A 24,703-nucleotide genomic window follows, 5' to 3' on the forward strand; every position below is an offset into this window, starting at 1 on the left:
GGGTGCAGCCTGGGCGGCCGCCGCGGCCGGCTCGGCAGCAGCGCTGGCCGCATCCTCGGGCTTCGCCTCGGCCTCGGCGGGCTCGGGCTCGGCGGCCGGTGCCTCGGGCGCCTCGGCGGCCTCGGGCTCAGCGACCGGTGCCTCGGGCTTCGCCTCGGCCGTGGCGGCCTGAGCCTCAGCCGGGGCCTCAGCCGGGCGGGGGTCGTTGACCGGCTCGGTCACCGTAGCCTTGGCTTCGGTCTCGTTGGCAGCTGCTGCCACTGTTTCGTCGGATTGCTGACTGTGTGTCACCGCTAGAAGTCTTTCGCTTGGAGGGAAATACCGGCACCGCGGCCACGAGGGCCCCGGCTGGCTACTTCAGAGAGAACGAGTCTATCGTGACTGGTTCCACCGGGGCGCCGTCCGTGGCGCTGGCACCCGGTTTTACGCCGGCTGCCGCGATGCTGCTGACGACATCCAAGCCGGACGTAACCTTGCCCACCACGGTGTAGCCGCCGGCGGCGTCGGCCGGGATCACGGTGTCCTTGTAGACGATGAAGAACTGCGTTCCGTTGCCGTACGCGTTTCCGCCGGTCCGTGCGACCGCGATGGTGCCGGCCGGGTACTTGTTATCGGCCGGGGTGTTCTCCAGCGGACCCCAGCTGTAGGCGGGATCGCTGTTGCCGTCGCCGGTCTTGGAGCCACACTGCAGCACACCGAAGGTGTCGGCAGTGGTGAGCCGGTGGCAACTGAGGCCCTTGTAGAAATTCTGGTCCGCGAGCGACTTGAACACGGCGGCTGCCTGGGGCGCCTTCGTACCGTCCAGTTCGATCCCCAGGGTGCCGCGGTTGAGGGCAAGCTCGCCGGAAAAGGTCTTGCCCGCCGCGGTGTCCGGCTTCGGGATATTCGCGCCGTTGCTCGCGCTGGCCGTCGGCGTCGCGGACGCCGACGGGCTGGCCAGCCCGGCCTCCGCGGCCTTGAACTGGTCCTCGGTCGGATTACCCGCAAACACGGTCAGCTGCAGCACGATGGCAAGGACCAGGACAGCGGCACCGCCGGCCGTGGCGAGGATATTGTCCCGCCTCCGGCGTTTGTCCTGCGCCCGGCGCAGCTCACGCTTTGCCTCCATCTGCTGGATGCGCCGCTTGGCTTCGCGGGCGCTCCGTGAACTGGCCGCCAAAAGTCCTCCTGGGTGTAGGGCCGCATCCCGGGCCGTGCCGTGGGCACAGATCCGGGGTGCAGCGCGCAAGCTGTTGGCAACGCTGCCCGCCGCGTTCGCATTAGAGATGCACGCGTCGAAAGCATAAACTGACTGCCGCACACAGTTTATGCACGACCGGCCGGTCGGCGCGCGACGCCGCGGCTGTTCGACCCGCCGTCGTAATCAGAGGAGAAAATTCCACCATGGCACGCACCGCCTCCCTGTCCGGATTCCCCGAGTGGCTTCCAGAGGAGCGGCTGGTGGAACTGCATGTGCTGGACACCCTGCGGCGGACCTTTGAACTGCACGGCTTTTCCTCGATCGAGACGCGCGCGGTGGAAACGGTCGGGCAGCTGCTCCGAAAGGGCGAAATCGACAAAGAGGTTTACGGCCTGAGCCGGCTGCAAGACGACGACGGCGCCGGCGACGCGACAACCGCGGATACTGCCGCCGCGCACAAGGGCGACCCGCACGCGCTGGCCCTGCACTTCGACCTGACCGTGCCGTTCGCGCGGTACGTGGTGGAGAACGCCGGTTACCTTGCGTTCCCGTTCCGCCGCTACCAGATCCAGAAAGTCTGGCGCGGGGAGCGTCCGCAGGAAGGCCGCGCCCGCGAATTCACCCAGGCGGACATCGACATCGTCGGCGACGGCGCGCTGCCGTTCCGCTACGACGTCGAGATCGCGCTGGTGATCGCCGAAGCGCTCGGGGCGCTGCCGATCCCGGACTTCCTGCTCCGGATCAACAACCGCAAGCTCGCCGAAGGCTTCTACAACGGCATCGGTCTTACCGACACCGCCGGCGTACTGCGCAGCATCGACAAACTCGAGAAGATCGGACCGGCCAAGGTGGCCGAGCTGCTCCAGGCCGAGCTCGGTGCCACCGCGGAGCAGGCGCAGGCCGCGCTCCACCTGGCCGGCATCCGCACCCCGGACACCTCCTTCGTGCAACAGGTCCGGGCGCTGGGCGTCAGCAACGACCTGCTGGAGGAAGGCCTTAACGAGCTGGAGCAGGTCATTGCCGCCGCCGTCCAGCGCGCCCCGGGCAAGGTCGTCGCGGACCTCAGCATCGCCCGCGGCCTGGACTACTACACCGGCACCGTGGTGGAAACCGTCCTGGTGGGGCACGAGCAGCTGGGCTCGATCTGCTCCGGCGGCCGCTACGACGCCCTGGCGAGCAAGGGCAGCAGGACCTTCCCCGGCGTCGGACTCTCGATCGGCGTGACCCGGCTGGTATCCCGGATCCTGAGCCAGGACCTGGCCAAGGCGTCCCGTGCGGTGCCCACTGCCGTGCTGGTGGCGCTCAGCAACGACGAAAGCTGGGGAGCGGCGCAGGACGTGGCCGCGCAACTGCGCTCCCGCGGGATCGCCACGGAGGTCGCGGCGAAGGCCGAGAAGTTCGGCAAGCAGATCAAGTTCGCGGACCGCCGCGGCATCCCCTTCGTCTGGTTCACCGACGACGACGGCAAGCACCAGGTCAAGGACATCCGCACCGGCGAGCAGGTCGACGCCGATCCGGCCGTTTGGGCGCCGGCAGCGGAGGACCTCCACGTCAGGATCCTCAAGGGCTAACGGTGTCCATCGCCGTGGCTGCGGCGTAGAATTTGCCTTGCGCGGCTGGGGTTGGCGCAGCGGGATCCACCGAGGAGGATTCGCAATGCAAGACGGAAACTACGCCGTTGATGACGTCCTCGTGGACCCCCAATGGCTGGAAGACCACCTCGGCGATCCGCTGCTTCGGCTTGTCGAAGTCGACGTCAATGCGGCCGCCTATGACGCCGGGCATATTCCCGGCGCCACCCTGTGGAACATCTACCGGGACCTGAAGGACGCCGACTACAAGCTGATGGACCAAGCGGTCATCGGGGACCTGCTGGCGAAGTCCGGGATCACGCCGGACTCGACGGTGGTCTTCTACGGCTACGCGCCGGCAATGGGCTTTTGGCTGATGAAGCTCTACGGCCACGCCGCGGCCCGCATCCTCGACACGTCCAGGACCTCCTGGCAGCAGGCGGGCCGGCCATGGACGACGGAGCCGTCCGCGCCTGCCGTGACCGAATACCCGTTGCCCGGCCCGGACCCGCGGCTCCGGGCCGTACAACCGGACGTGGCGGACGCCGTCGGGCGGCCGGGAATCACCCTGCTGGATGTCCGCACCGGGGCGGAATTCCGCGGCGAACGGTTCTGGCCTTCAGGGGGCGCCGAGCCCGGCGGCCGCGCCGGGCGCATCCCCTCGGCGACGCACCTGGAGATCGACGGATTGCGCACGCCCGACGGCGCCTTCCGCAGCGGCGCAGAGGTGCGCCGGCTCTTCGCGCCGGTGGCGGATTCGGGCGGCGAAGTCATCACGTACTGCACGGTCGGTGCGCGCGCGTGCACGGCCTGGTTCGCGCTCACCTACCTCGCCGGGCGGGAGCAGGTCCGGGTCTACGACGGCTCCTGGGCCGAATGGGGCCGGATGCCGGCCACCCCCGTAGACGCCGGCTGATCTGTCCGGGCCGCTGCGGCCTTTCAAACGGGTAAACTCGAACGGGACCGCTCCAGTAGCGGTCCTGATATCTGTACCTGTTGGACCTGACTTTGATTTTCCCTCTGTCTTCTTCAGAAAGGCGTGCTGTGCTGCGCACACATGACCTCGGATCCCTTCGCTCCGAGCACATTGGACAAACCGTAACCCTCGCCGGCTGGGTCGGCCGGCGTCGTGACCACGGTGGTGTCGCATTCGTTGACCTGCGCGACGCTTCGGGCGTCGCCCAGGTGGTCGTCCGCGAGGAAGAGGTCTTCCACGGCCTCCGCAACGAATATGTGCTGCAGGTGATCGGCACCGTGTCCAAGCGACCCGAGGGCAACGAGAACCCGTCGCTGGCCACCGGGGAGATCGAGGTCATCGCCGAGAAGGTCATCATCCTCAACACCTCGGAGGCCCTGCCGTTCCAGATCGACGAGCACGTCGAAGTCGGCGAAGAGGCCCGCCTGAAGCACCGCTACCTGGACCTGCGCCGGCCGGGTCCGGCCCACAACCTGCGCCTGCGCTCCGAAGCCAACCGGGTGGCGCGCGAGCTGCTGCACCAGGACGGTTTCGTCGAGGTCGAGACCCCCACGCTGACGCGGTCGACGCCGGAAGGCGCCCGCGACTTCGTCGTCCCCGCCCGCCTCGCGCCGGGTTCCTGGTACGCGCTGCCGCAGTCGCCGCAGCTGTTCAAGCAGCTCCTGCAGGTCGGCGGCTTCGAGAAGTACTACCAGATCGCCCGCTGCTACCGCGATGAGGACTTCCGCGCGGACCGCCAGCCGGAGTTCACCCAGCTCGACATCGAAGCCAGCTTCGTGGAACAGGATGACATCATCCGGCTCGGCGAAAACATCGTCAAGGCGCTGTGGAAGCTGATCGACGTCGAGATCCCCACCCCGATCCAGCGCATCACCTACCACGACGCGATGGCCCGGTTCGGCTCCGACAAGCCGGACCTGCGCTTCGGCCTTGAGCTGACCGAGCTCACCGAATTCTTCAAGGACACCAACTTCGGCGTCTTCAAGGCTCCCTACGTCGGTGCCGTCGTCATGCCCGGCGGCGCCTCGCAAGCCCGCCGCGCGCTGGACGCCTGGCAGGAATGGGCCAAGCAGCGCGGCGCCAAGGGCCTCGCCTATGTCCTGTTCAAGGAAGACGGCGAACTTGCCGGCCCCGTGGCCAAGAACCTGACCGAGACCGAGCGCGCCGGCCTCGCCGACGCCGTCGGCGCCAAGCCGGGCGACTGCATCTTCTTCGCAGCCGGCGAGAAGTCGCCGTCCCGTGCCCTGCTCGGCGCGGCCCGCGTCGAGATCGGCCACCGCACCGGCCTGATCAACCCCAGCGACTGGGCCTTCTGCTGGGTAGTCGACGCGCCGATGTTCGAACCGGCCGCAGCAGCCGTCGCGTCCGGTGACGTCGCCGTCGGCGGCGGCCAGTGGACGGCCGTGCACCACGCCTTCACCTCGCCGAAGCCGGAGTTCATGGACAGCTTCGACAAGGATCCGGAGTCGGCCCTGTCCTACGCCTACGACATCGTCTGCAACGGCAACGAGATCGGCGGCGGATCAATCCGTATCCACCAGAGCGATGTCCAGGAACGGGTCTTCGAGCTGATGGGCCTGGCCAAGGAAGACGCCCAGACGAAGTTCGGCTTCCTGCTCGAGGGCTTCAAGTTCGGTGCGCCCCCGCACGGCGGCATTGCCTTCGGCTGGGACCGCGTTGTCGCCCTGCTGGCCGGCGTGGAGTCGATCCGCGACGTTATCGCCTTCCCGAAAACCGGCAACGGCTACGACCCGCTGACCGCGGCGCCTGCGCCGATCACGGCGCAGCAGCGCAAGGAAGCCGGCGTCGACTTCAAGCCGGAAGCCAAGAAGGCCGACTAGCAGCCCACTGTCAGAGGCTCCCCGGGAAACCGGGGGGCCTCTGGTGTTTTGCAGGGTTCTTGCGGAGGACAGATTATGGGCGCAGCAGTGCGCGGCCTCGAGGCGCTGATGGATGTGGCGTGGGCCGCGGCGGAGCGGGAGGAGTCCGGCGGGTGGGTGCTGCGGGCATCCTCCGGCGTGACGCAGCGGGGGAACTCGGTCTGGGCGCCGGTGCCCAGTGACGATCCGCACCGGCTGGTGGCAGCGCTCCGGGACGCCCGGCTCTGGTACCGGGGCCGCCGCCAGCCGCTGATCTTTCAGGTCTTCGAGGACTCCCGCTACGCGGCGCTCAACGCCGTTCTGGACGCCGAGGGCTTCACCCGCCAATCCGAGACCTTGGTGCTGGTCCGGGACGGCGGGATCGACCTGCCGGCTGCCGACGTCCGGGTTGAGGTGTCGGCCGAACCCTCCCCGGAGTGGTTGCGGCTCTGGTGGAGTGTGGACGGCCGTGGCGACGAGACGGCCCTCGCCATCGCCCGCGGCATCCTGGCAGGGTGCCCCTCGCTGTACGCCCTCCTGGGGGATGACGACGGCGTGCCCGCCGCCGTCGGACGCCTTGCCTTGCCCGAAACAGAACCCGGCAGTCCGCGCCGGGGCGGCCTGTACTGCATGGCGACCCGCACGGACGCACGCCGCCGGGGCTACGCCAGCCTTGTCCTGCGGTCCCTGCTCGGCGAGGGGACACGCCTTGGCCTGGCCGGCTACTGGCTGCTGGTCACCGTGGCCAACACCGGTGCCCAGGAGCTCTACGCCAGCGCCGGCTTCGAAACTGCGGGCCGGTACGTCTACCGACAGGAACGCCCGACGCGGCACCTGACGGGCTGCTGAGACCCTACCCTGCGCGCCGTTTCGACGGTTCCCTGCCCCCTCGACGTTTCGCAACGTGGGAGCGGCAGGGAACCGTCGAAGCGGGCGTTGGCCGCCTCCTCTACGCCGGCGGGTCAGTGACCACAATCCGCACGGCGCAGGCGTCAGCGGCGGCCTTCTTCAGGACCGCCGCCCGCGGATCAGGGACGTCGAGGAACGCCAGCCGCACCAGCGCGGCGTAGCGTTTCAGCGCGGGTTCGGCCAGCACCTGCTCGGCCAGGGTGCGGTCCCCGCCCGGGACGAGGTACTCCACGCTGTGGTCCGCGAAAATCCGTGCGGCATGGTCCGCGACGGCCTCCACCAGGGCGTCGGCCTGGTTGGCGCGGCGCCGGGCGAAGCGCTGCTGTGACCAGCCCCCGGCCGCGGTGCGGGACTGCACGTGCCGGGTGCCGGTTTTGCTGGCCAGCACCCGCCCCTCGGACACGACGGCCACGGAGTACCCGCCGCGGCGCACCAGGACCAAGCCAAGGTGCCGGGGCTGGGCGGCGAGGGATGCCAGCCGGGCGACGGGATCTGCGCCACGGCCAGGGCGGCCACCGTCCGGCCACGGCGGGAGCAGCAGGGCGGCGGCGCCGTCGGCCGCCAGCAGCTGCACACCGGCGTCGTGCCGTTCCGTCCGCGGTTCGCCGTGGCTCGCGGCGAACCGCTCCACCCAGCCGGGCAGCCGGGCGCCGGTGACAAAGGCCACGCGGGTCTCGGGGCTGGCCATGGCGCGGGTCTCCGTTGTCGTCACTGCAGGGCGGTGGCCGTGTCAGGCCGGGTAAGGAACTAGAAGTAGCCTATCTATGTGGATGATCTCTTTGGCGCAGGGCAGGACAACGCGTCCGCAAACGACGACGTCGACGCCCAAGAGCCCGGCGGCGACGGCACCCCAAGCGGCACACCCGTCCGCGCCGCGCCGCGCAGCCCGCTCGCGGTCCGGATGCGGCCGCGCAGCCTCGACGACGTCGTGGGCCAGCAGCATCTCCTGGGTCACGGCTCGCCGCTGCGCCAGCTCGCGGCCGGCAGCGACGCCACCGGGCCGGCCGGTCCGAGCTCGCTGATTCTTTGGGGACCGCCGGGCACCGGCAAGACCACCCTCGCGCACGTGATCGCGAAGGGCCCTGGCCGCAAATTCGTGGAGCTCTCCGCCATCACCGCCGGGGTCAAGGACGTCCGCCGCGTCATGGACGAGGCCCTCACCGCGCGCGACCTGTTCAAGACCACCACCGTGCTGTTCCTGGACGAAATCCACCGCTTCAACAAGGCCCAGCAGGACGCCCTGCTGCCGGGCGTCGAGAACCGCTGGGTGGTCCTGGTCGCAGCCACCACGGAAAACCCCTCGTTCTCCGTGGTGTCCCCGTTGCTGTCCCGCTCCCTGCTGCTGACACTCAAGCCGCTCACCGACGCCGACGTCGAAGGGCTGCTGCAGAAGGCCGTCACCGACCACCGCGGCCTGAACGGCTCGGTGGAGCTCGGCGACGAAGCCCTGGCCCACCTGGTGCGGCTCTCCGGAGGGGACGCACGCCGGGCCTTGACCGCGTTGGAGGCCGCGGCCGGCGTCGCGTTCGGGGACGCGGACGACGCCGACGGGCCAGCCGGGGGAGACGGTGAGACGCCGGTAAAAATCGAACTCAAGCACACCGAACGGGCCCTGGACGTCGCCTCGGTGCGCTACGACCGCGCCGGCGACCAGCACTACGACGTCGCCAGCGCGTTCATCAAGTCCATCCGCGGCTCCGACGTCGACGCCGCGCTGCACTATCTGGCCAGGATGCTCGAAGCGGGAGAGGACCCCCGGTTCGTGGCCCGGCGGATCGTGATCTCGGCGGCCGAGGATGTCGGCATGGCCGACCCCACCGCATTGCAGACAGCGGTGGCCGCAGCCCAGGCGGTGCAGCTGATCGGCATGCCCGAGGGCCGCATCATCCTGGCCGAGGCGGTGGTCCACCTGGCCACCGCGCCGAAGTCGAACGCCGCCTACCTGGGCATCAACCAGGCGATCGCCGACGTCCGCGCCGGCCTCGGCAACGGCATCCCCGCGCACCTGCGGGACGCCCACTATCCGGGGTCGAAGCAGCTCGGCCACGGCAAGGGCTACAAGTACGCCCACGACGCCCCGCATTCAGTGGCCAGCCAGCAGTACCCGCCGGACGACCTCGTGGGCCGGAACTACTACCAGCCCACCGCCAACGGCGCCGAACGCGAGATCACCACCCGGCTGGAGCGGCTGCGAAAAATCATCCGCGGCAAATAGCGCAGGTATGGTCCGTGGTAGGATGGTTCGTTGTCTGGCAAGGCACGGACGCACAATCCCTTAAATTATCGGCAGGTTCTGCTGAATCGTGGGTTGGCCCTGTGCCCAGTAGCAAAAGGCAGCGGTTGGCCGATGCTCTCCATCGTGGAGGCCAGTAACACTGACACACCGCAGATATTGGAAGGACACAAGTGGCTAACAACACTCGTGCTCGCCGTACCGCACGCCTCTCGCGTGCACTCGGCATCGCTCTGACCCCCAAGGCCGCCAAGTACATGGAGCGCCGCCCGTACGGCCCCGGTGAGCATGGCCGTGCCCGCAAGAAGCAGGACTCCGACTACGCCGTACGTCTGCGTGAAAAGCAGCGTCTGCGCGCCCAGTACGGCATCCGCGAAGCCCAGATGACCCGCGCCTTCGAAGAAGCGCGCCGGACCAAGGGCCTGACCGGTGAAAACCTGATCGAACTGCTCGAAATGCGTCTCGACGCCCTCGTGCTGCGCGCCGGTTTCGCCCGCACCATCGCCCAGGCCCGCCAGCTGGTTGTGCACCGCCACATCCTCGTTGACGGCATCCGCGTTGACCGCCCGTCTTTCCGCGTCGGTGAGGGCCAGCTGGTCCACGTCCACAGCCGCAGCGAGACCATGCCTCCGTTCCAGGTCGCAGCAGCCGGCGCCCACCGCGACGTCCTGCCGATGGTTCCGGCCTACCTGGACGTCAAGCTCGACGCCCTGCAGGCCCGCCTGGTCCGTCGCCCGAAGCGCTCCGAGGTCCCCGTGACCTGCGAAGAGCAGCTCGTTGTGGAATTCTACGCACGCTAGATCCAGCGCGACACCTTACAAAGAAGCCCGTGGCAAGCGCCGCGGGCTTCTTTGTATGTAAGGTACTTGGGGGAGTTCTCCGTATGCCGTGCGCGGCGGCCGGAGGACACTGCAGGAATCCACGTAGTTTCAAGGAGATGAACGTCTATGTCTGGTGGCGATATTGCCGGCCTGATCGCGGCCGGGGTGTTTGCACTGCTGGTCCTGCTGCTCGCCGTACCCATCCTCAAGCTGGGCGGCGTGTTCGATGAGGTGCGCAGCAGCATCCGCTCGATCAGCGACGGCGCCACCCCGCTCATGGATGAAGTCACCGCCACCGTCTCCACCACCAACCAGCAACTGCAGAAGGTCGACGGGATCGCCGCCAACGTCTCCGACGCGTCGGCCAACATCTCGGCGTTGTCCTCGCTGGTCGCCGCGACGGTCGGCTCCCCGCTGATCAAGGTTGCCGCGTTCAGCTACGGCGTGCGCTCCGCGCTCTCCGCCCGCAAAAAGCCCGCCACCGGCCGTCGCAGCCGCTGACCAGGCTGACAGGAGCTGACATGAACAGAATCATCTGGATGGGCATTGGCGTCGCAATCGGCGTGATCGCCTTCCGCAAGATCACCGCGGCACAGTCCGCACTCGGCCCCGAGGGCCTGAACCGGGCCGTCGGCCGGCTCGCCGACGGCGTCTACGACTTCGCCGACGCCGTCCGCGTTGGCATGCGCGAGCGCGAAACCGAGCTCCGCTCCGCTCTTGGCGTGGACACCGCCGCAGATGCCGGCGCCGGCGCGCCCGCCCGGGATGCGGTCCGGCGCTAGCCGCGAGACAATGAGAAGCACGGCGCCTCCGGGCGCCCCTGCCGGACCGGACCGGCGCAGTCAAGCATTCCCCCGAGGCTGACAGAGCGGCGCCCCGCGCCCCGTACAGCCCCGGAACCAACGACGCTGCGGATATCGACGCAGTGATTGACAACGCAGTGAATGACGCAAGCAGTGCATATTGAAGGGTAAGTAACCACGTTATGAAGTCGCAGGAGATCACCAAGCGCTGGATCGACTTTTTTGTCAGCAAGGGCCACACGGCGGTGCCCTCCGCCTCCCTGGTCTCCAGCGACCCGTCCCTGCTGTTCACGGTGGCCGGCATGGTGCCGTTCATCCCTTACCTGACCGCGCGTGAGGAAGCACCGTACGCCCGGGCCACCAGCGTGCAGAAGTGCATCCGCACCGGCGACATCGAGGAAGTCGGCAAGACCGCCCGGCACGGCACCTTCTTCCAGATGTGCGGCAACTTCTCCTTCGGCGACTACTTCAAGGAAGACGCCATCAAGTTCGCCTGGGAATTGCTCACCACCGGCGTTGACGACGGCGGCTACGGCCTGCCGCCCGAGCGGCTGTGGGTCACGGTCTACGAAGAGGACGACGAAGCCAAGGAACTCTGGCTGAAGAACACCGGCGTGCCGGCCGAGCGGATCCAGCGGATGGGCAAGGCGGACAACTATTGGTCCACCGGCCAGCCCGGCCCTGCCGGCCCCTGCTCCGAGATCTACTACGACCGCGGACCGGCGTACGGCATCGAGGGCGGCCCGCTGGCCGACGAGACGCGGTACATCGAAATCTGGAACCTCGTTTTCATGCAGTACCAGATCGACAATGTCCGCTCCAAGGTGGACTTTGACATCACCGGCGAGCTGCCGAAGAAGAACATCGACACCGGCCTCGGCATGGAGCGCCTCGCGATGATCCTGCAGGGCGTCGAGAACATGTACGAGACCGACCAGGTCCGACCCGTCATCGACAAGGCAGCGGCCCTGTCCGGCAAGGAGTACACCTCCGCCGAGACCCCCGAGGACCCGCACCACACGGACGACGTCCGGATGCGCGTCGTGGGAGACCACATCCGCTCCGCCCTGATGCTGATCGCCGATGGCGTGACGCCCTCCAATGAGGGTCGCGGTTACGTGCTGCGCCGCCTGATCCGCCGCGCCGTGCGCTCGATGCGCCTGCTCGGCGTCGAACAGGCCTGCCTGCCCGAGCTGCTGCCCGCGTCCCGGGACGCCATGAAGGGTGTCTACCCGATCGTGGAGACCGACTTCGACCGGATCAGCCGGATCGCTTACGCGGAGGAGAAGGCATTCCTGCGCACCATCGCTTCGGGCACCGCGCGCCTCGAGGACGCCGTGAAGGAATCCAAGGCCGCCGGCCAGCCGCTCTCCGGCGCCGACGCCTTCGCCCTGCACGACACGTATGGCTTCCCGATCGACCTCACGCTGGAAATGGCGGAGGAAGCCGGGCTCAAGGTTGACGAGCCCGAGTTCCGCAAGCTCATGCTGGAGCAGCGCCAGCGGGCCCAGGCTGACGCCAAAGGCAAAAAGGGCGGCCACGCGGACCTCAGCGCGTTCCAGGAACTGCTCGCCGCGGGGGAGACTGTCTTCACCGGCTACACCGAACTCGCCGGCGAATCCAAGGTCCGGGGCATCCTCTCCGCTGGCCGGAAGGTCTCCCAGGCGTCCACCGGCGATGAAATCGAACTCGTCCTGGCGGAGACGCCGTTCTACGCCGAGGCCGGCGGCCAGGCAGCCGACACCGGGCTGATCACCGGTGACGGCTTCGTCGTCGAGGTCCTGGACGTGCAGCGCCCGATCAAGGGACTGAGCGTGCACAAGGCAATCGTCCGCGAAGGCGAAATCGGTGCCGACTCGCAGGTCCTGGCCGCCGTGGACCGGGAACGCCGGCACGCCGCCGAGCAGGCGCACACCGGCACGCACATCGTGCACGCCGCGCTGCACCAGATCCTTGGCCCGGAGGCGCTGCAGCGTGGCTCCTTCAACAAGGCCGGCTACCTGCGCTTCGACTTCGCCTGGGGCGAAGGCCTCAGCACCGCCACCCGCTCCGAAATCGAGGAAGTCTCCAACATCGCCATCCGGAACAACTTCCAGGTGCAGACCAAGGTGATGGGCCTCGCGGAGGCCAAGGCGCTCGGTGCCATGGCCCTGTTCGGCGAGAACTACGGCAACGAGGTCCGCGTCGTGGAGATCGACGGCGCCTGGTCGCGTGAGCTATGCGGTGGTACCCACGTGTCCAACACCTCGCTGATCGGCAGCTTGTCCCTGCTCGGCGAGCAGTCCGTCGGTTCGGGGAACCGGCGCGTTGAGGCCTTCGTCGGCATGGACGCGTTCCGGCACCTCGCCGCTGAGCGCGCCCTCGTCACGGAACTCACCGAAATGCTGAAGGTCCCCTCCGGCCTGCTCACCGAACGGATCGCCAACACCCTGACCAAGCTCAAGACGGCGGAGAAAGAGCTCGAGCGGCTGCGCAAGGAGCAGCTCACCGCTGCCGCCGCCCGGCTGGTGGGCACCGCCCAGGACGCCGCCGGCATCAAGGTCATTGCGCACGACGCCGGCCAGGTCAGCGGCGCGGACGACCTGCGCGGCCTGGCTCTCGACCTGCGCACCCGGCTCGGCTCGGACGCCGCCGCCGTGGCGGTGGCCGGGGTCAGCAATGACCGCCCCATGATCCTGATCGCCACGAACGAAGCGGCCCGGACCGCCGGTGTCAAGGCGGGTGCCCTCGTGCGCCTCGCTGCCGGCATCCTCGGCGGCGGCGGCGGCGGCAAGGACGACGTTGCCCAGGGTGGCGGCACCGACGCATCCAAGGTCGGCGCTGCCCTCGACGCCGTCGTCGATGCCATCACGAGGCGTTAGCCAGGAACCGCGAATGAGTGAATCGGCAGGACCCGACGGCTATCCCCGCGGTGTGAAACTCGGCGTGGACGTCGGCACCGTGCGGGTGGGCGTCGCGGTGTGCGACCGGGACGGTATCCTGGCCACGCCGCTGCGGACGCTGGCCCGGAACGTGAAGAAGAACACCGATGTGCAGATCCTGGCGAAACTCGCCCTGGAGCTGGAGGCGGTGGAGATTTTCGTGGGCCTGCCGCGCACCATGAAGGGCGAGGAGCACGCTTCTGCGCGAATGGCGTCCGAGTATGCCAAGCTACTGGTCGGTACACTCTCGGAGGCCGGATCCGGATTGCCGGTGAGGTTGGTTGATGAGCGGCTGAGCACGGTGACAGCCCACCGCGATCTGCACCAAGCTGGCATGAGCAGCCGGGACCACCGTAAAGTAGTGGATCAGGTTGCGGCCGCAGGTATCCTGCAGCATGCCATCGATATGCAAAAGGCCAGGGGAACGGATGTGGGAAGACGCGTCAGCGCAGACTTCACTCCGGGGTCACCCGGCGACGGCGCTCAGGCCGTCCCGGTAGTACACACGCATTCTGCAGAACGCATTCTGCACAAAATGGAAGGCTACAGTGAGCCCGGTCAACAATGACGACTCCTCTGGTGCTGCCAATAGCGGCGCCGGCCGCCCGCTGACGCGCAAAGAGATTAGGGCCCAGGAAAAGTACCTGGCCACCCAAGGTCACGACATCATCCCGCCCCAGGCCTTCGAGACCGGGCGCGAAACTCCGGCGGCGGCTGCGGACACCCCTGAGGTCGGCCAGCAGCCGGTCCCCGAGCAACCCGTCCACCACGAGCCCGTGGTCGAGGAGCCGGTCCACGAGGAGCCCGTGGTCGAGGAGCCGGTCCACGAGGAGCCCGTGGTCGAGGAGCCCCACCACGAAGAGCATGTTCTCGACGGCGGCCACGAAGAGCACGTCGTCGACGACGGCGATCCCCACGAATACGCCGGCATGTCGCGCGAGGAAACCCTGCGCCGCGCGAACGAACTGCAGTACGGCAGCCCCTCCGCGCACGGCTACGACTCCCAGCACGCTGGCCTGCCCCCGTCATACGCCGACGATGAGGCCCACCATGTTTACGACGACGAAGCCGGCGACGGCCTGATGACCGGAGCCGCCGCCATTCCCACCGCCAAGGGGCCGTCCAAGAAGGTCCGACGACGACGCCGCGTCCTCGCCCTGGTCGTGACGCTGGCCGTCTTTGTGGCCGCGATCGTCGTCGGAGCGCAGTTCATTAAGCCGCTGCTGGGCGGCAACACGGTGGCAGACTACCCGGGCCCTGGCACCGGTGAAGTGACCATCACGGTGCCGGCCGGCGCAGGCCCCAAGTCTGTCGCCGCCGATTTGCAGGCCAAACAGGTGATTGCGAATCCGGACAACTTCATCAAGGCCTTCGCCGCCTCAGGCGGGGCCCTCAGCCCGGGAACCTTCACGATGCGCAAGGAGATGAACAACGCGGATGCGGTCTCAATCCTCCTGAATAAGGACCAAGCCAAGGTGATGTACTTTGCCCTCAGCGCCGGCATGCGCATCAACGACTCCCTCCAGGCCATCTCCGACGGCACCGGCGTCCCGGTGCCGCAACTCAAGGCGCTCAGTGACTCCCCGGCCCAGCTCGGCGTGCCGGCCAAGGCCAAGAACCTCGAAGGCTTCCTCTTCCCGGGCGAATACCGGTTCCCTGTGGGCACGTCCGCCAAAGACATCCTGAGCAAACTCGTCGGAAGCACCCTTGACGAGCTCAAGGCACAGGGAGTCACCGATCCGGCGAAGCAGTACGACGTCGTCACGGTCGCCAGCATCGTGCAGGCCGAAGGCGGCCAGGCCGATTACGGCGACGTGGCCGGCGCCATCTACAACCGGCTCAAGCCCAACAACACCGAGACGAACGGCCTGATCCAGTCGGACGCCACCGTGACCTACGGGCTGGGAATCCGGAGCTTCCACATCGACGAGGCGCAGAAGGCGGATAAGTCCAACCCGTACAACACGTACGCGAATGTTGGCCTGCCGGCCGGTCCGATTGGATCCCCGGGCAAGACGGCGATCGACGCCGCCGCCAAGCCCAAGACCAACGACTACCTCTACTGGGTGACCATCAACCTGGACACCAAAGAGACGAAGTTCGCCAAGACCCTGGCGGAGCACAATGTCAATGTGGCCAAGTACAACGCCTGGTGCGACGCCAACCCGAACCGTTGCGTGTGACCCTGCGGGCCGCCGTCCTCGGGCATCCCATCAGTCACTCGCAGTCCCCGGCGCTGCACCGCGCCGCGTACGCCCGGCTCGGCGTCAACATCGCCTACGAAGCAATTGACGTGACCGTCGAGGGACTCCCGGCCTTCCTGGCCAGGGTCCGCGGCGACGGCAGCTGGCGGGGGCTGTCGGTGACAATGCCGCTCAAGGCCGCCATGGCCGGTGCGGTCGATGAGGTCCGCGGCGTTGCCCGCGAACTGGGCGTCGTCAACACCGTCGCCTTCGACCCGGCGGCGCCCGGGGACGCCCGGGCCAGGCTGGTGGGTTACAACACCGACGTCGCCGGGATCGTCAACGCACTTCGGTACGCCGGAGCGTCTGCCCAGCCTTCCGCGGCCGTCCTTGGCGGCGGCGGAACCGCGGCCGCGGCCGCGGCCGCCCTGAAGGAACTCGGCGCGCCGTCGGCCACCGTCTACGTCCGGGACGTCAACCGCGCCGCGGAAGTCCGCACGGCCGCTGCCGCCGTCGGCCTCAGCCTGCAGGTGCGGCCGCTTGCCGAGGCGGCCCGGGCCCTCCCCGGTCTCGACGTCGTGATCTCCACTCTGCCGCCGCGGGCTGCGGACGGCCTGGCGGAGCAACTGGCCGGGACGGGCTCGAAGGCGCACGGCGTGCTCCTCGATGTCGCCTACGATCCGTGGCCCAGCCGGATCGCCACCGCCTGGTCGGAGGCGGGCGGCCTCGTGGTCCCGGGCCTTGAAATGCTGCTCTACCAGGCCGTTGAGCAAGTGCGGTATTTCACCGGCCTCGAGGGTCCCGTTCCGGCCGAAGTCATAGATGTGATGTGTGACGCAGTCGGGGCACCTCGGCGGGTGTTCTAGGTGCCATGCATGGCAGGATGGAATCTATGTTGCGTTGGTTGACTGCCGGAGAATCCCATGGTCCGGCCCTGGTCGGAATTATCGAAGGCGTCCCCGCCGGTGTTGAGCTCACCAGCGCCCGGATCGTCGAGGCATTGGCCCGGCGCCGGCTCGGCTACGGCCGCGGCGCCCGGATGAAGTTTGAACAAGACACGGTGACGGTCCTCGGCGGTGTCCGCCACGGATTGACCCAAGGCGGCCCGGTCGCCATCCAGGTCGGCAACACCGAATGGCCCAAGTGGGAACAGATCATGTCCGCTGATCCGGTGGACGCCGACATCCTCGCCGACCAGGCCCGGAACGCGCCGCTGACCCGGCCACGGCCCGGCCACGCGGATTTCACCGGCATGCAGAAATACGGCTTCGACGAGGCCCGGCCGGTCCTGGAACGGGCCAGTGCCAGGGAAACCGCCACCCGCGTCGCCCTGGGCGCCGTCGCGGCCGCCTTCCTCAAGCAGCTGGGCATCGAACTGGTCTCACACACCGTGTCCATCGCCAGCGTGTCCGTTCCGGAAGGCCGGCCCCTGCCGTCCCCGGACGACGTGCTGGCCCTCGACGCGGACCCGCTGCGCTGCTTCGACCGCGAAACCTCCGACGCCATGGTCGCCGAGGTGGACACGGCGCACAAAGAAGGCGAAACCCTCGGCGGCGTCGTCGAAGTCCTCGCCTACGGGCTGCCCCCTGGACTCGGCAGTTACGTGCACTGGGACCGGCGCCTTGACTCACGCCTGGCCGCCGCCCTGATGGGCATCCAGGCGATCAAGGGCGTCGAAGTCGGCGACGGCTTCCGCACCGCCGCACGCCGCGGCTCGGCCGCGCACGACGAAATCGTCAAGGACGCGGACGGCCGGATCATCCGCACCTCCAACCGGGCCGGCGGCGTCGAAGGCGGCATGAGCATCGGCGACGTACTCCGGGTCCGCGCCGCCATGAAGCCCATCGCGACGGTGCCGCGCGCACTCAGGACCGTGGACGTCAGCACCGGTGAGGCGGCCAAGGCCCACCACCAACGCTCGGACGTCTGTGCGGTCCCGGCAGCCGGCGTCGTGGCCGAGGCCATGGTGGCCCTGGTCCTGGCCGAAGCGGTCACGGAAAAGTTCGGCGGCGACTCCGTGCAGGAGACGGCCCGCAACATCAAGGGTTACCTGGACAACATCCCGGCGTCCCTGGACTCGATCGGGCACTAGTGCCGGCCCGCAACGCGCCGCGTGAAACGCCGCCCAAGGAACTGCGTAAAGGATTGAGTGAAGGACTGCGCGAAGTGCTGAAACGCCCGGTCGCCCTGATCGGCCCGATGGCGGTCGGCAAGTCGGCGATCGGTCATCAGCTTGCCCAGCAACTCGGCGCCCGCTTCGTCGATACCGACGTCGAAGTGGTCGCCCGGCACGGCACCATCGCGGAGATCTTCGCCGGTCGGGGCGAGTCCGCGTTCCGCGAACTCGAGGCGCGGGCGGTGGCCCAAGCCGTGGAAGACGCCGCCGACAGCGCCACGGTGATCTCCCTCGGCGGCGGCGCCGTGCTGGACTCGGGCACCCAGCAACTGCTGGCCAACTGCACGGTGGTCTACCTCGAATGCGACGCGGATACCGTCTCGGAGCGGATCGCCCGGAACTCCGGGCGCCCGCTCCTGGCTGGCGACGCGATGGAACGCTGGCGGGTCCTGTTCGCCACCCGGCAGCCGGTGTACGAACGGCTCGCCAATCTGACCCTCGATGTCCGGAGCGGTTCCGTTCCGGACCTCGCAGACCGGCTCCAAGATGCGCTGGCGCAACGGGCAGCGGCCCACACCGGGACGGCCGCCACCCCGGCGGCAACAAAGAAAGTTGAAATGTGAGCACCGAATCAACCGTCATCAAAGTCACCGGCCAGGCAGCGGGTGACAACTACGACGTCGTCGTCGGCCGCCGGCTGCTGGCCCGCCTTCCCGGCCTCCTGGGGGAGCGCGTCAAGCGCGTCCTCGTCATCCACCCGCGCGCTCTGCGGCTCACCGGTGACGCGGTCAGAGAAGAGCTGGCCACCGCCGGCTTCACCGCGCTGACGGCCGAGATCCCGGACGCCGAGGAGGGCAAGCACATCGAGGTGGCCTCGTTCTGCTGGCAGGTGCTGGGCCAGAACGACTTCACCCGCTCCGACGCAATAGTCGCCGTGGGCGGGGGAGCGGTGACCGACCTGGCCGGCTTTGTTGCCGCGACCTGGCTGCGCGGCGTCAAGGTCATCCACATGCCCACCAGCCTGCTCGGCATGGTGGACGCCGCCGTCGGCGGGAAGACCGGCATCAACACCGCCGAGGGCAAGAACCTGGTGGGCGTCTTCCACCCGCCGGCCGGCGTCCTCGCGGACCTGGACACGCTCGACACGCTGCCGAAGAACGAGCTCATCTCCGGCATGGCCGAGGTCATCAAGTGCGGTTTCATCGCGGACCCGGCCATCCTCGACCTGATCGAAAAGGACCCCTCCGCCGTGTCCGATCCCCGCGCGGACACGCTGCGCGAACTCATCGAACGCGCCATCACGGTCAAGGCCCGGGTCGTCTCCGAGGACCTGTTGGAAACCGGACAGCGCGAGATCCTCAATTACGGCCACACCCTGGGCCATGCGATCGAACTCGCCGAACGCTACTCCTGGCGGCACGGCGCCGCCGTTTCGGTGGGCATGATGTTCGCCGCCGAACTGGCGCGCAGCGTCGGCCGGCTCAGCGACGCCGACGCCGACCGGCACCGGAACATCCTGGAAAGCCTCGGACTGCCCATCACCTACCGGCGCGACCGCTGGCAGGCACTGCTGGACGGCATGCGGCGGGACAAGAAGTCCCGCGGCGACCTGCTCCGCTTCGTGGTCCTCGACGGCGTCGCCCGCCCCGGCATCCTGGACGTGCCGGACACCTCGCTGCTCTTCGCGGCCTACCAGGAAATTGCCTCCTGATGATCAGCGACTCCGGCGGCACCAGCGAGTGGCCGGACGGCGGGTTCCCCGGCATCCGGATCAACCCCGAAACCCTCATGCCGCAGCTGGTCAACGAGGACGCCTGCGCGGCGGCACTGGCCGCCTCGACCGACCCCACCGACCTGATCTTCGTGCGCCTCGTGCAGGGCCACCCGGGCGAGGCTGCCGACCTACTGGCCGAGGCCCGCTACAAGGACCCGGACTCCTTCCGGCTGCGGATGTTCGAGGCGGAGGTCCTGCGGGTATCGCACCGCTTCGACCGCGCCGTTGAGCTCTACCGCCAGCTCCTGGCCGAAGCCCACGGCACCCCGGCTGAGGCCGTGGTCCGGCAGCACCTCGGCCGGTCCTATTTCGCCGCCGGCAACATTGCCGCCGCCGTCGAATCCTTCGCCAAGGCGCTGGATCTGCGCGTCGCGGACTCCGCTGACGCCGCCCTGATCTACTCCTCGACCGTGGCGCTGCAGCGCGCCCGGAACGTCCTCGACCTCGCCTGCTGATTGCCCCGTCCGGCGGCCCGTCCGGCAGCAGGCCGGCGGAACCGGTAGAATAGTTTTTGGATTTTTGATAAATACGCGCTGGCAGGCCCGACCGGCATGCCTGCCTGGCATAAGCGGCTGGTGGCTTGAAACCAGCGGACAAAGAAACCAGAGGATATTGTGGCAACGACTAACGACATCAAGAATGGAACCGTGCTGAAGCTTGAGGGCCAGCTCTGGAACATCATCGAGTTCCAGCACGTGAAGCCCGGCAAGGGTGGTGCGTTTGTCCGCACCAAGATGCGCAACGTGATGTCGGGCAAGGTCGTCGACAAGACCTTCAACGCCGGCCTCAAGATCGAGACCGCCACGGTTGACCGCCGCGATTACCAGTACTTGTACCAGGACGGCGCCGACTTCGTGTTCATGGACACCTCGGACTTCGACCAGCTCACCGTCCCCGGCGCAACCGTCGGCGACGCCACCAACTTCATGCTCGAGAACCAGATGGTGAACATCGCCATCCACGAGGGCAACCCGCTTTACATCGAACTGCCGCCGAGCGTCGTGCTGGAAATCACCTACACCGAACCCGGCCTGCAGGGTGACCGCTCCTCTGCCGGTACCAAGCCCGCCACCCTGGAGACCGGCTACGAGATCCAGGTGCCGCTGTTCGTCGAGAACAACACCAAGGTCAAGGTCGACACCCGCGACGGCAGCTACCTTGGCCGGGTCAACGACTAGTGAGCGCCCGCGGTAAGGCCCGCAACCGGGCCCTGGATGTTCTCTTTGAGGCGGAGCAACGCTCCGCTTCAGCCTTCGATGTGCTGCGCTCCCGTCGCGAACAGACGGATCAAATCATCAACCCCTACACCCTGGAGATCGTCGAGGGCGTCGTCTCCCACCAGGCGGCGATCGACGAGTTCCTCGAAACCTATTCGCAGGGCTGGTCGCTGGAGCGCATGCCCTCGGTGGACCGCATCATCCTGCGGATCGGAACCTGGGAGCTGCTCTACAACGACGACGTCCCGGACGGCGTCGCCGTGAGCGAGGCCGTCGCGCTGGCCAAAACGCTTTCCACGGACGAGTCGCCGTCATTCATCAACGGCTTGCTGGGCCGTCTGCAGCAGCTGAAGCCGTCGCTGCTGGCCTGACAGATCGCGCCACAGGCAACATCGGGGCCGGTGGCCGCCTTCGGGCGGGCGCCGGCCCCTGCGCTTGACCGCCCAGACCGGGCCGGATGTGACGGACGCCGCCCTATCCGGACGGGGAGTCGCGGCGGCCCCTGTGGTAATTTGGAGGCGCAAATAATCCTTTTTTAATTCCGTCCCGTGAGGCGGGGAAAGGGGAGACGAGCGTTGACTTCTGTCCCAGAAGCACCGGTTCCGGCCAAGGTCCAGCTCAGCAGGGTTGTCCTCAACCAGGCTGATATCGACCGTGCACTCACTCGTATCGCCCATGAGATCCTCGAGTCCAACAAGGGCTCCCAGGACCTGGTCCTGCTTGGCATTCCGCGGCGCGGCTATCCGCTCGCTGTCCGGCTCGCGGCCAAGATCGCCGCCGCCGATCCCACCGTGGATCCTGCCGCGATTGTGGGCCAGCTGGATGTCACCATGTTCCGCGATGACCTCTCCCACCAGGCCACCCGGCCGCCCTACCCCACCCAGTTGCCCCGCACCGGGATCGACAACAAGGTGGTGGTGCTGATCGACGACGTCCTCTACTCCGGCCGCACCATCCGCGCCGCGCTGGACGCGCTCATCGACCTGGGCCGCCCCCGGATCGTCCGCCTCGCAGTCCTGATCGACCGGGGCCACCGCGAGCTGCCGATCCGCGCCGACCACGTCGGGAAAAACCTCCCCACCTCTTCCGCGGAGAAAGTCCGCGTCCGGCTCGAAGAAACCGACTCGGCCGCCGACGGTCGCGACGGTACACCCGTGAATGAAGTGGTCATCGAGGCCACCGCATGAAACACCTGCTCGCCACCGAAGACCTCGGCTACGCCGACGCGATCCGCATCCTCGATACCGCCGAAGAGATGGCAGCGGTGGGGGAGCGCGAAGTCAAGAAGCTCCCCGCGTTGCGCGGCCGCACGGTAGTGAACCTCTTCTTCGAGGACTCCACCCGCACCCGGATCTCCTTCGAAGCCGCCGCCAAGCGGCTCTCCGCGGACGTCATCAACTTCGCCGCCAAGGGTTCCTCCGTCTCCAAGGGCGAATCGCTCAAGGACACGGCCCAGACGCTCGCCGCGATGGGGGCCGACGCCGTCGTCATCCGGCACTGGGCGTCCGGCGCCCCGCACCGGCTGGCCGCGACCGACTGGATCGACGCCGCCGTCATCAACGCCGGCGACGGCACCCACGAGCACCCCACCCAGGCGCTGCTGGACGCGTTCACCATGCGCCGGCACTGGTCGAAACTCGCCGGCACCCCCTCCGCCGGCGCGGACCTGCAAGGCATGCGGGTCGCGATCGCCGGGGACGTGCTGCACTCCCGGGTCGCCCGCTCCAACGTCTGGCTGCTGCGCACCCTGGGCGCCACGGTGACCCTCGTGGCGCCGCCCACGCTGCTCCCCGTCGGCGTCGAACAATGGCCCTGCGAGGTCAGCTACGACCTCGACGAGACCCTCGCCGGCGGCGTCGATGCGATGATGATGCTCCGTGTCCAGGGCGAGCGCATGAACGCCTCCTACTTCCCGAGCACCCGCGAGTACTCGCGGCGCTGGGGCTTCGACGACAACCGCCTCCGTTCCCTTGACCGGCTGGGCCTCAAGGACACCATCATCATGCATCCGGGCCCGATGAACCGCGGGCTGGAGATTTCCGCGGCCGCCGCCGATTCGCCCCGCTCCACCGTGCTGGCCCAGGTGCGCAACGGCGTTTCCATCCGGATGGCAGCCCTCTACCTGCTGCTCTCCGGGGACACCCGTGGACCTGCCGGCCCGGCCGCCGCCGCACACTCCGCCACTTCGAACAGGGAGAGCCACTGATGGCATCACAGCAACTGGAGACCGGCAGCACCGGTACCTACCTCATCCGGGGAGCCGCGATCCTCGGCGGCGCCGCTGAAGACCTGCTGATCCGCGACGGCCTGATCGCCGCCCGCGGCGCCGGACTCGACGCCGCGGGCGCCACCGTGATCGACGCCGCCGGGCTCGTCGCCCTCCCCGGCATGGTGGACATCCACACCCACTTGCGCGAACCCGGCCGCGAGGACGCCGAAACGGTCGAGACCGGCACCCGCGCCGCGGCCTTGGGCGGCTACACTGCCGTGCACGCCATGGCCAACAGCACCCCGGTGGCGGACACCGCCGGCGTCGTCGAGCAGGTCCTGAGCCTGGGCCGCGCGGCCGGCTGGGTGGATGTCCGCCCGGTCGGTGCGGTCACCGTGGGCCTCGCCGGGGAGCAGCTCGCCGAGCTCGGCGCCATGGCTGACTCCCGTGCCCGGGTCCGGGTCTTCTCCGACGACGGTGTCTGCGTCAGCGACCCGGTCCTCATGCGCCGGGCGCTCGAATACGTCAAGGCGTTCGACGGCGTGGTCGCCCAGCACGCGCAGGAACCCCGCCTTACCGCCGGGGCCCAAATGAACGAGGGCGTCGTCTCCGCGGTGCTCGGCCTCACCGGCTGGCCAGCTGTCGCCGAGGAAAGCATCATCGCCCGGGACGTGCTGCTCGCCCAGCATGTCGGGTCGCGGCTGCACGTCTGCCACGTCTCCACGGCCGGCTCCGTGGAGATTGTGCGCTGGGCAAAGTCGCGCGGCGTCAACGTCACGGCGGAGGTCACCCCGCATCACCTTTTGCTGACGGACGATCTGGTCCGCAGCTACGACCCCGTCTACAAGGTCAACCCGCCGCTGCGCACCGAGACGGACGTCCAGGCCCTCCGTGCCGCGCTGGCGGACGGCACTATCGACGTCGTCGGCACCGACCACGCCCCGCATCCCAGCGAACACAAGGAATGCGAATGGGCTCAGGCGGCAATGGGCATGACCGGACTGGAAACCGCCCTCTCAGTGGTGCAGCACACCATGATCGACACCGGGCTGATGGACTGGGCCGGTTTTGCCCGGGTGACTTCCACCACGCCGGCCGAGATCGGCCGGCTGACAGACCAGGGCCGGCCGCTGGAACCCGGCGAACCTGCCAACGTCATACTCGTGAACCCGGCTGCGCGCTGGACGGTGGACCCTTCTAAGATGGCAACCATGGGCCGTAACTCTCCGTTTGCCGGCCGGGAACTCCCGGGCAAGGTGGTGGCCACCTTCTTCAAGGGTCATCCAACCGTCCTGGACGGGCAGCTGAACACCCCGTACCGGTGGCTCCCGGAGACCGCAGACAACGCAACAGGAACAGCAGCGGCAGGCCGCCCCTGATGGTCAAGGAACTCTCCCTCATCCTCACCCTGGTCCTGGTCGTCGTCGCGCTGGCCCTGATCGGGATCGGCTGGCGGAACCGCCTGCGCCGCCAGGCCGACGTCGAGCCGCTGCCCGCGGTGCCGGCGGAGCTGGGCGCGCCGCTGGCCGGTGCCGACGGCCAGTATGTCGCCTCGACCACCGCCGGTGACTGGCTGGACCGGATCGCCGTCCACCGGCTGGGCCTGCGTACCAACGCCGGGCTCAGCGTCCATCCCGAAGGTGTGCTCTTCGACCGCTCCGGGGCCGGCCCGGTTTTCATTCCGGCCGGCCGGCTGACCGGTGTCCGGCAGGAAAGCGGCATGGCCGGAAAGTTCGTCGAAAAGGACGGGCTCCTCGTGGTCAGCTGGATGCTCGGCAGCCGGGAGCTGGACACTGGCTTCCGCACCCGCCGGGCCGAGGACAAGGCAGCGCTCCTGACCGCCCTCGAAAATTTGATCTCCGCAGCCCCTCAGGCAGAAGCCGATAGTGGAAAGTAAAGACGTGACGGAATCCAACGAAGTGACTGCAACA

24 protein-coding genes and 1 pseudogene are annotated in these 24,703 nt (G+C 68.3%); 22 read left to right on the forward strand and 3 right to left on the reverse strand.

What is annotated here, in order from left to right; translation table 11 throughout:
- Both AC1DGI_RS12975 and AC1DGI_RS12980 read right to left on the reverse strand, forming a co-directional pair.
- Nucleotides 1–291, reverse strand: a pseudogene (locus AC1DGI_RS12975) (hypothetical protein); the annotation flags it as partial.
- Nucleotides 292–352: 61 nt separating this feature from the next.
- Complete coding sequence (locus tag AC1DGI_RS12980) at nucleotides 353–1,159, reverse strand: peptidylprolyl isomerase (protein ID WP_441403594.1); 807 nt, start codon at nucleotides 1,157–1,159, stop codon at nucleotides 353–355.
- A gap of 224 nt (nucleotides 1,160–1,383) precedes the next feature.
- Here AC1DGI_RS12980 and hisS point away from each other — a divergent pair, with 224 nt between their 5' ends.
- From hisS to AC1DGI_RS13000, 4 genes are all read left to right on the forward strand, one after another.
- Entirely contained in the window at nucleotides 1,384–2,751 is a 1,368-nt protein-coding gene (gene hisS / locus AC1DGI_RS12985; RefSeq protein ID WP_476899140.1) for a histidine--tRNA ligase, read from the forward strand.
- Nucleotides 2,752–2,836: 85 nt separating this feature from the next.
- On the forward strand, nucleotides 2,837–3,667 hold the full coding sequence (locus AC1DGI_RS12990) for a sulfurtransferase (RefSeq protein ID WP_476899141.1): 831 nt from the start codon (nucleotides 2,837–2,839) through the stop codon (nucleotides 3,665–3,667).
- 128 nt (nucleotides 3,668–3,795) lie between these two features.
- A complete protein-coding gene (gene aspS / locus AC1DGI_RS12995; RefSeq protein WP_476899142.1) occupies nucleotides 3,796–5,568 on the forward strand; it encodes an aspartate--tRNA ligase in 1,773 nt (590 codons plus the stop codon).
- Between the two features lie 75 nt (nucleotides 5,569–5,643).
- Entirely contained in the window at nucleotides 5,644–6,435 is a 792-nt protein-coding gene (locus AC1DGI_RS13000; RefSeq protein WP_476899143.1) for a GNAT family N-acetyltransferase, read from the forward strand.
- Nucleotides 6,436–6,535: 100 nt separating this feature from the next.
- Here AC1DGI_RS13000 and AC1DGI_RS13005 read toward each other — a convergent pair whose 3' ends face one another.
- Complete coding sequence (locus AC1DGI_RS13005; protein ID WP_476899144.1) at nucleotides 6,536–7,183, reverse strand: acVLRF1 family peptidyl-tRNA hydrolase; 648 nt, start codon at nucleotides 7,181–7,183, stop codon at nucleotides 6,536–6,538.
- 78 nt (nucleotides 7,184–7,261) lie between these two features.
- On the opposite strand from AC1DGI_RS13005, the gene AC1DGI_RS13010 reads away from it, so the two are divergent.
- From AC1DGI_RS13010 to AC1DGI_RS13095, 18 genes are all read left to right on the forward strand, one after another.
- The gene (locus AC1DGI_RS13010) at nucleotides 7,262–8,710 is read left to right on the forward strand and encodes a replication-associated recombination protein A (protein ID WP_476899145.1); all 1,449 of its coding nucleotides are present in this window, start codon (nucleotides 7,262–7,264) and stop codon (nucleotides 8,708–8,710) included.
- A gap of 191 nt (nucleotides 8,711–8,901) precedes the next feature.
- Nucleotides 8,902–9,528 (forward strand): 30S ribosomal protein S4, encoded by a 627-nt coding sequence (gene rpsD / locus AC1DGI_RS13015; RefSeq protein ID WP_354236491.1) that lies wholly within the window; start codon nucleotides 8,902–8,904, stop codon nucleotides 9,526–9,528.
- 147 nt (nucleotides 9,529–9,675) lie between these two features.
- The gene (locus tag AC1DGI_RS13020; protein WP_476899146.1) at nucleotides 9,676–10,050 is read left to right on the forward strand and encodes a DUF948 domain-containing protein; all 375 of its coding nucleotides are present in this window, start codon (nucleotides 9,676–9,678) and stop codon (nucleotides 10,048–10,050) included.
- Between the two features lie 20 nt (nucleotides 10,051–10,070).
- Nucleotides 10,071–10,331, forward strand: a complete 261-nt coding sequence (locus tag AC1DGI_RS13025) for a DUF6167 family protein (protein ID WP_441401508.1) — start codon at nucleotides 10,071–10,073, stop codon at nucleotides 10,329–10,331.
- Between the two features lie 203 nt (nucleotides 10,332–10,534).
- The gene (gene alaS, locus AC1DGI_RS13030) at nucleotides 10,535–13,213 is read left to right on the forward strand and encodes an alanine--tRNA ligase (RefSeq protein ID WP_476899147.1); all 2,679 of its coding nucleotides are present in this window, start codon (nucleotides 10,535–10,537) and stop codon (nucleotides 13,211–13,213) included.
- 13 nt (nucleotides 13,214–13,226) lie between these two features.
- Nucleotides 13,227–13,841: a Holliday junction resolvase RuvX gene (ruvX, locus tag AC1DGI_RS13035; protein WP_476899148.1), complete on the forward strand. Its 615-nt coding sequence runs from the start codon at nucleotides 13,227–13,229 to the stop codon at nucleotides 13,839–13,841.
- Nucleotides 13,822–15,456, forward strand: a complete 1,635-nt coding sequence (mltG, locus tag AC1DGI_RS13040; protein WP_476899149.1) for an endolytic transglycosylase MltG — start codon at nucleotides 13,822–13,824, stop codon at nucleotides 15,454–15,456. The genes ruvX and mltG overlap by 20 nt, the downstream gene beginning before the upstream one ends.
- Nucleotides 15,453–16,322: a shikimate dehydrogenase gene (locus AC1DGI_RS13045; protein WP_476899220.1), complete on the forward strand. Its 870-nt coding sequence runs from the start codon at nucleotides 15,453–15,455 to the stop codon at nucleotides 16,320–16,322. Before mltG ends, AC1DGI_RS13045 begins: the two co-directional genes overlap by 4 nt.
- A gap of 26 nt (nucleotides 16,323–16,348) precedes the next feature.
- A complete protein-coding gene (aroC, locus tag AC1DGI_RS13050; RefSeq protein WP_476899150.1) occupies nucleotides 16,349–17,548 on the forward strand; it encodes a chorismate synthase in 1,200 nt (399 codons plus the stop codon).
- Between the two features lie 107 nt (nucleotides 17,549–17,655).
- Entirely contained in the window at nucleotides 17,656–18,195 is a 540-nt protein-coding gene (locus tag AC1DGI_RS13055; RefSeq protein WP_476899221.1) for a shikimate kinase, read from the forward strand.
- On the forward strand, nucleotides 18,192–19,283 hold the full coding sequence (gene aroB, locus AC1DGI_RS13060) for a 3-dehydroquinate synthase (RefSeq protein WP_476899151.1): 1,092 nt from the start codon (nucleotides 18,192–18,194) through the stop codon (nucleotides 19,281–19,283). Before AC1DGI_RS13055 ends, aroB begins: the two co-directional genes overlap by 4 nt.
- A complete protein-coding gene (locus AC1DGI_RS13065) occupies nucleotides 19,283–19,801 on the forward strand; it encodes a tetratricopeptide repeat protein (RefSeq protein WP_476899152.1) in 519 nt (172 codons plus the stop codon). The genes aroB and AC1DGI_RS13065 overlap by 1 nt, the downstream gene beginning before the upstream one ends.
- 159 nt (nucleotides 19,802–19,960) lie before the next feature.
- Nucleotides 19,961–20,524 (forward strand): elongation factor P, encoded by a 564-nt coding sequence (gene efp / locus AC1DGI_RS13070; RefSeq protein WP_024368580.1) that lies wholly within the window; start codon nucleotides 19,961–19,963, stop codon nucleotides 20,522–20,524.
- Nucleotides 20,524–20,934 carry a transcription antitermination factor NusB gene (nusB, locus tag AC1DGI_RS13075; protein WP_441402995.1) on the forward strand — a complete coding sequence of 137 codons (411 nt, stop codon included), beginning with the start codon at nucleotides 20,524–20,526 and terminating at the stop codon, nucleotides 20,932–20,934. Before efp ends, nusB begins: the two co-directional genes overlap by 1 nt.
- A gap of 204 nt (nucleotides 20,935–21,138) precedes the next feature.
- Nucleotides 21,139–21,750 (forward strand): bifunctional pyr operon transcriptional regulator/uracil phosphoribosyltransferase PyrR, encoded by a 612-nt coding sequence (gene pyrR / locus AC1DGI_RS13080; protein WP_441402994.1) that lies wholly within the window; start codon nucleotides 21,139–21,141, stop codon nucleotides 21,748–21,750.
- Nucleotides 21,747–22,769, forward strand: coding sequence for an aspartate carbamoyltransferase catalytic subunit (locus AC1DGI_RS13085; RefSeq protein ID WP_476899153.1), 1,023 nt, complete (start codon nucleotides 21,747–21,749; stop codon nucleotides 22,767–22,769). The genes pyrR and AC1DGI_RS13085 overlap by 4 nt, the downstream gene beginning before the upstream one ends.
- Nucleotides 22,769–24,151: a dihydroorotase gene (locus AC1DGI_RS13090; protein ID WP_476899154.1), complete on the forward strand. Its 1,383-nt coding sequence runs from the start codon at nucleotides 22,769–22,771 to the stop codon at nucleotides 24,149–24,151. The genes AC1DGI_RS13085 and AC1DGI_RS13090 overlap by 1 nt, the downstream gene beginning before the upstream one ends.
- Complete coding sequence (locus AC1DGI_RS13095; RefSeq protein WP_476899155.1) at nucleotides 24,151–24,669, forward strand: PH-like domain-containing protein; 519 nt, start codon at nucleotides 24,151–24,153, stop codon at nucleotides 24,667–24,669. Before AC1DGI_RS13090 ends, AC1DGI_RS13095 begins: the two co-directional genes overlap by 1 nt.
- Nucleotides 24,670–24,703: the final 34 nt, after the last annotated feature.

This window comes from Arthrobacter sp. 05N428_2 (genome assembly GCF_056397065.1).

Excerpts from the sequence above, each read along its gene's own strand:
- AC1DGI_RS13090 (WP_476899154.1), top strand. The coding sequence starts at position 22,769 with ATGGCATCACAGCAACTGGAGACCGGCAGCACCGGTACCTACCTCATC.
- AC1DGI_RS13095 (WP_476899155.1), top strand. The coding sequence starts at position 24,151 with ATGGTCAAGGAACTCTCCCTCATCCTCACCCTGGTCCTGGTCGTCGTC.
- AC1DGI_RS13055 (WP_476899221.1), top strand. The coding sequence starts at position 17,656 with ATGGCGGTCGGCAAGTCGGCGATCGGTCATCAGCTTGCCCAGCAACTC.
- AC1DGI_RS13085 (WP_476899153.1), top strand. The coding sequence starts at position 21,747 with ATGAAACACCTGCTCGCCACCGAAGACCTCGGCTACGCCGACGCGATC.
- AC1DGI_RS13000 (WP_476899143.1), top strand. The coding sequence starts at position 5,644 with ATGGGCGCAGCAGTGCGCGGCCTCGAGGCGCTGATGGATGTGGCGTGG.
- AC1DGI_RS13005 (WP_476899144.1), bottom strand. The coding sequence starts at position 7,183 with ATGGCCAGCCCCGAGACCCGCGTGGCCTTTGTCACCGGCGCCCGGCTG.
- AC1DGI_RS13025 (WP_441401508.1), top strand. The coding sequence starts at position 10,071 with ATGAACAGAATCATCTGGATGGGCATTGGCGTCGCAATCGGCGTGATC.
- ruvX (WP_476899148.1), top strand. The coding sequence starts at position 13,227 with ATGAGTGAATCGGCAGGACCCGACGGCTATCCCCGCGGTGTGAAACTC.
- alaS (WP_476899147.1), top strand. The coding sequence starts at position 10,535 with ATGAAGTCGCAGGAGATCACCAAGCGCTGGATCGACTTTTTTGTCAGC.
- AC1DGI_RS13065 (WP_476899152.1), top strand. The coding sequence starts at position 19,283 with ATGATCAGCGACTCCGGCGGCACCAGCGAGTGGCCGGACGGCGGGTTC.
- hisS (WP_476899140.1), top strand. The coding sequence starts at position 1,384 with ATGGCACGCACCGCCTCCCTGTCCGGATTCCCCGAGTGGCTTCCAGAG.
- AC1DGI_RS12990 (WP_476899141.1), top strand. The coding sequence starts at position 2,837 with ATGCAAGACGGAAACTACGCCGTTGATGACGTCCTCGTGGACCCCCAA.
- AC1DGI_RS13020 (WP_476899146.1), top strand. The coding sequence starts at position 9,676 with ATGTCTGGTGGCGATATTGCCGGCCTGATCGCGGCCGGGGTGTTTGCA.
- aroC (WP_476899150.1), top strand. The coding sequence starts at position 16,349 with ATGTTGCGTTGGTTGACTGCCGGAGAATCCCATGGTCCGGCCCTGGTC.